General features: G+C 65.1%; 6 protein-coding genes and 1 pseudogene. 1 reads left to right on the forward strand and 6 read right to left on the reverse strand.

The genetic code is table 11. The features are described from left to right. Positions 1-158: 158 nt before the first annotated feature. From IVA82_RS24950 to IVA82_RS24975, 6 genes are read right to left on the reverse strand one after another with little or no spacing between them, the layout of a single operon-like run. Entirely contained in the window at positions 159-1,034 is an 876-nt protein-coding gene (locus IVA82_RS24950) for an amidohydrolase family protein (RefSeq protein WP_247389452.1), read from the reverse strand. Positions 1,035-1,047: 13 nt separating this feature from the next. Beyond that, positions 1,048-1,443 (reverse strand): RidA family protein, encoded by a 396-nt coding sequence (locus IVA82_RS24955; RefSeq protein WP_247389453.1) that lies wholly within the window; start codon positions 1,441-1,443, stop codon positions 1,048-1,050. A 25-nt stretch (positions 1,444-1,468) separates the two neighbouring features. Then, on the reverse strand, positions 1,469-2,272 hold the full coding sequence (gene hpaH, locus IVA82_RS24960; protein ID WP_247389454.1) for a 2-oxo-hept-4-ene-1,7-dioate hydratase: 804 nt from the start codon (positions 2,270-2,272) through the stop codon (positions 1,469-1,471). 3 nt (positions 2,273-2,275) lie between these two features. Next, the gene (locus IVA82_RS24965; RefSeq protein WP_247389455.1) at positions 2,276-3,136 is read right to left on the reverse strand and encodes a fumarylacetoacetate hydrolase family protein; all 861 of its coding nucleotides are present in this window, start codon (positions 3,134-3,136) and stop codon (positions 2,276-2,278) included. A 42-nt stretch (positions 3,137-3,178) separates the two neighbouring features. Further along, positions 3,179-3,796 carry a flavin reductase family protein gene (locus tag IVA82_RS24970; protein WP_247389456.1) on the reverse strand — a complete coding sequence of 206 codons (618 nt, stop codon included), beginning with the start codon at positions 3,794-3,796 and terminating at the stop codon, positions 3,179-3,181. Positions 3,797-3,799: 3 nt separating this feature from the next. Next, positions 3,800-4,726 (reverse strand): tripartite tricarboxylate transporter substrate binding protein, encoded by a 927-nt coding sequence (locus IVA82_RS24975; protein WP_247389457.1) that lies wholly within the window; start codon positions 4,724-4,726, stop codon positions 3,800-3,802. 163 nt (positions 4,727-4,889) lie between these two features. On the opposite strand from IVA82_RS24975, the pseudogene IVA82_RS24980 reads away from it, so the two are divergent. Further along, a pseudogene (locus IVA82_RS24980) lies at positions 4,890-5,081 on the forward strand (helix-turn-helix domain-containing protein); the annotation flags it as partial. Between the last annotated feature and the right edge of the window lie 99 nt (positions 5,082-5,180).

The following is a 5,180-nucleotide window of genomic DNA, read 5'->3' on the forward strand; positions in this document are numbered from 1 at the left end:
CCCTTTTCTGTGTCTCGACAACCAGAAAGTATCCGGTTCACGCTGGATTTGCCGGGCATGCGCTGCGGCATAGTGAATCATTCCCGGGACAGCCCTGCGCTTGCGGGGGAGGGCTGGGGAGAGGGTGTATCCGCCATGGGACAATCCCCAAGAGCCCTCTAATCCGCAAACCCGAACAGCTTCGCCGGATTGTGCACCAAGATCTTCTCCAGCGTCGCCTCATCAGGGGCGTAGCGGTACATCAGTTCGAGCAGATCGGCGTCGTTGGGCGGCTGCATGACGGAGACCGGGTGCGGCCAGTCGCTGGCCCAGACGCAGCGGCCTGGTGCCGCCTCGATATAGGCGCGCGCGATCGGGATCACGTCGTCGTAGGGCGGACCGAGTTTCGAGGTCTTCTCGCCGAGCGACAGCATCACCCAGAAATTGCCCTTGGCGAGCAACGCGAGCATCTTGCGCAGGTTCGGATCGTCCTTGCCGGCTTCCGGGTCGGGCCGCGCCATGTGGTCGATCAGTACGGGCACGTCGAGATTCTCGTATTTGGCGACGCTGGAGATGATGCCGTCCTTCTCGGGCTGGATCTTGACGTACCAGCCGAGCTCGCGGATGCGCGCAATCGCGCGGGCGAAATCGGCGTCCGACGGCACGGCGCCGAGCTCCTGGCGGAAGCTGAAACGCGCGCCGCGCACGCCGGCATCATGCAGCTTGGCGAGATAGGCGTCGTTCGCCTCGGCGAATACCAGCGCGTTGGCGCAGCCGCGATAGTTCGGGCCCATGGCGGCAAGGCCGTCGAGCACGACGGCATGGTCGGCGCCATAGGTCGTGGTCTGCACGATGATGCCGCGCTCGATGCCGAGCGTCTTGTGCACGCGCAGCGCCGCTTCCCAGGTCGCGGTCGGCATCCGATAGGCCGCACCGGGACGCTCCGGATATTTGTCGACGGGACCCAGCACGTGAAACTGGCTGTCGACAGTCTTCGGCGGCGGCGCCTTGACCGGGCGGCGCGGATTGGGGTCGAACGGTAGATAGGCCGGCATGGGCAGAGCTCCCTCAGTCGATCACGGCGGTGAAGTCGCACTGCACCAGCGCGCCGCCGTCTATGTTGTCCATCGGCAATGCGTGGCGCGCCGGGCGCGAATGCTCGTCTGGAAACATTTTCAGCCACTCGACATTGACGGGTCCGCGCTGCGTGCGGTCCTTCAGCCACACCGTCATCTTGATGATGTCGTCCGTTGAGCCGCCGGCGGCCTCCACCGTCGCCTTCATGTGCGCGAACATGTTGGCGCACTGCGCCTCCAGGCTCGAAGGCATGGCGCCGGTCGCGCCATCGCGGCCCAGGATGACGCCGGACATCACGAGATTGCCGATGCGGCAGGCGTTCGGAATCGGATTTGCGTGCTTGAAGCCGCCGATGTAGATGCTCTTGCGCCGCGTTTGAGCCGTCATGGTGCGCTCCTTCTTTATTGCTGGTTCAGACGAACTGACACGACACCGAGCCGAACGCGCCATAATCGGCGTGGAAGGTGTCGCCGCGGCGGATGTCGACCGGCCGCGTGAACGATCCGGCCAGCACCACCTCGCCGGCGGCAAGATGCTCGTCATGCGGCGCGAGGCGATTGGCGAGCCAGGCGATGCCGTTCGCCGGGTGATTGAGCACGCCGGCGGCAAGGCCGGTCTCCTCGATCTCGCCGTTGCGGAACAGCAGAGCGCCGATCCAGCGCAGATCCGCGTCCAGCGGGCGGAACGGCCGGCCGCCGAGCACCAATGCGGCGTTGGCCGCGTTGTCCGAAATCGTGTCCATGACCTTTCGGGTCTTGCCGGTCTCGGGATCGACGCGGTGCATGCGCGTCTCCAGGATCTCCAGCGCCGGCGTCACATAATCGGTGGCGTTGAGCACGTCGAAGATGGTGCAGTTGGGACCGCGCAGCGGCGCCTTCAGCACGAAGGCGAGCTCGACCTCGATCCGCGGCGCGTGGAAGCGGTCAAACGGAATCGGGCCGGCATCGGCGTAGAACATGTCGGCGAACAGCACACCGTAATCGGGCTCGGAGATGCCGACCGCGTTCTGCATCGCCTTCGAGGTCAGGCCGATCTTGTGACCCTTGATGACGCGGCCGCGGCCGAGCTGGAGTTTGGTCCAGGCGCGCTGGACGGCATAGGCATCCTCGATGGTGAAATCAGGATACTCTTTCGAGAACATCGGGACCAGCGCCTTGGTGCGCTCGGCTTCATCGAGGCGCGCGGCGAGACGTTCGATCGTAGCGGCGTCGAGCATGGCTCAGCTCTCCGCGGCCACGGTGTTGCGCAGCACGCCGATACGGCTGGACTCGACCTCGACGACATCGCCGACGTTGAGCCAGCGCGGCGGATCGAAGCGGGCGCCCGCTCCTGTCGGCGTGCCCGTCACGATCATGTCGCCGGGCTTCAAGGTGGCGAAGGTGGAGAGATAGGAAATCAGGAAGTCGAACGGGAACATCAGCCGCTCGGTCGTGTCCTGCTGCCGCACCTCGCCGTTGACGCGCGTGATAATGTCGTGAGGGCCGCGCGGATCGAGCTCGTCCGCGGTGACGATCCACGGACCGATGCTGCCGGAGCGGTCGAAATTCTTGCCCTGCGTGACGTTGAACTTGCCGTGGCGCAGCCAGTCCCGCACCGTACCCTCGTTGCACAATGTCATGCCGAAGATGTGCGCGAAGGCCTTGTCGCGCGGGATGTGGCGGCCGCCATGGCCGATCACGATGACGAGCTCGCCTTCGTAATCGAGCTGGTCCGATACTTTCGGCTTCTCGATCGGCTGGCCGGAGCCGGTCATCGAGGACATGCTGCGCACGAACAGGCTCGGATATTTCGGCAGGTCGGAGCTGTCCTTGTATTCCGCGTTGCGCTCGGCGTAGTTGACGCCGATGCACCAGAGCTTTTCCGGCGCCAGCACCGGCGGCAGCAGGACGAGGTCCTCGAGCGCATGATCCGGCTTCTGCCCGGACACCGCCTCCTGCGCATCCGCCAGCGCATTGGCCGCGATCAGCGCCTTGACGTCGGAGAAGTCGCGGCCGATCCGCCTGGTCAGGTCGACCACACCGCCCGCAACGGCTGCGCCGTAACGCGGCTCTCCTTCGAAGAGATAGCTCAGCAGTCGCATGGTGGTTCTCTCCAATAATGTTCAGCGACGCGCGCTGCGCGCTCAGTCGGTCGATTTGGGAGTCTGGAACACGGCGCCGAGCGTCACGATCTCGCCGAGACGGGCGTAGCGCGGCCCGCCGATGCGGGCGATCGGGTCGAGCGCCGCGGTCTCGACCTTGCCGTTGTTCACGAGGCCGTCGCGAATGTGGAACATCACGACCTCGCCGACGATCAGCCGGCTGCGGGCGTCGCCGAATTCAAGGCACTGCCGGAAACGGCACTCCATCGCCACGGGTGCAACGCTAAGCCGCGGCACCTTGATGCGCTCGCAGTCAAGCGTCTCCAGGCCGAGCTCCGCGACCTCGCTGATTTCAGGCGGATGCTCGATGGAGCTGTCATGCACTGCCTGCATCAGCGGGGTATCGGCGATGTGGATGACGTATTCCTCGGTGTCGAGGATGTTGTGCGCGGTGTCTTTGTAATCGGTGCCCTTGCGGCCGACGCTGATGGCGAGCATCGGCGGCTTCTGCGACACGAAGGTGAAGGCGCTGAACGGCGCGAGGTTGAGCACGCCGCTGCGCGACAGGCTCGTCACCCAGGCGATCGGGCGCGGCACCACGATGCCGGTCATCAGCCGGTAGATGCGCTCCGCGCCGAGCTCGCCGGGATCGATCCGCATCGGTCAATCCGCCTTGATGTTGGCCTTGCGCACCACGGGAATCCATTTGGCGTCCTCGCGCTCCAGATAGGCCCTGAACTCGTCCGGCGTCATCGGCGTGGCTTCGGCACCCAGCTTGTCGAACTTGTCGATCACGCCGGGGTCTTTCAGGATTCCGGTCAGCGCCTCATGCAACTTCTCGACGATCGGCGCCGGCGTGCCTGCGGGCGCGAACAGGCCGGTAAAAGTCTGGCCGTCGAAATCCTTGTAGCCGAGCTCGGCGAAGGTCGGGACGTCTGGCAGCGACTTCAAGCGGTGCGGGCTGGTGACAGCGAGCGCCCGGAACAGCCCGGCCTTGATGTGCTGCAGGCTGACCGACAGCTGGTCGAACGCGAACTGCACCTGCCCGCCGAGCAGATCGTTGACCGCCGGCGCGTTGCCGCGGTAGTGCGCGGTGACCCATTGCAGCTCGAGGCTGGACTGCATCAGCTCGCTGAGCAGGTGGTTGGTGGTGCCGGGACCGGGCGAAGCCATCGTCAGCTTGCCTGGCTCGCGCTTGGCGAGGTCGACGAATTCCTTGAAGGTCGTGGCCTGCACCGACGGGTGGACCTCGAGCACCAGCGGCGTCATCGAGATGGTCGAAATGGGGAGGAAGTCTTTCTTCCAGCTATAGGCGTCGCGCTTGTTGATTTCGGTCGCGAACAGCACCGGACCGTTGGCGCCGACGAACAGCGTGTAGCCGTCGGGCGCAGATTTCGCGAAAGCTTCGCCCGCGATCATGCCGCCGGCGCCGGCCTTGTTCTCGATGATGAAGGGCTGGCCGAGCTTTTCCTGCAGCTTGTCGGCGATAATGCGCGCCGCACTGTCGACATTGCCGCCGGCGGGATAAGGCACGATCAGCTTGACGTTGCGCGCCGGCCATTGCTGGCCCGCGGCGGGACCCGCGAGCATTGCAGCGGCAGCTATGGCAATCCAGATTAATCTCGTGTTAACCTCCCGGCGGCGCTTCCAATTCGCATCGAATGCCTGACTCACGCATGGCATCTCGATCGGAGCGCAATCTCCAGATGAGCGCTTTACCTGTCGAGTGAATTGTGGCGTTCTTGTCCATATTATGGACAAGACGAGTTCCGCAAGGTCCGCCCGCCGCATGACAGAACCGCGACAGGGCGCGCAGGCGATCCGACGCGCGCTCGCGGTGCTGCGCATTCTCGCCGCGGGCCGCGAGGCCGGCGTGCCGCTGGCCGAGGTGGTGCAGGCAACCGGGCTGACCCGCCCGACCGTGCATCGCATCGTTCACGTGCTGAGAGCTGGTCCCGCTTGTCTGAACAGACTTTCCGCGTCGATAAGTGGAGCCTCTGCCGAGATTAGGCCGCCACGCGGAGCGGCGGAAGGTTGAAGTAGG

Source organism: Bradyrhizobium sp. 142 (genome assembly GCF_023074015.1).
In the GTDB taxonomy this organism is placed as follows: domain Bacteria; phylum Pseudomonadota; class Alphaproteobacteria; order Rhizobiales; family Xanthobacteraceae; genus Bradyrhizobium.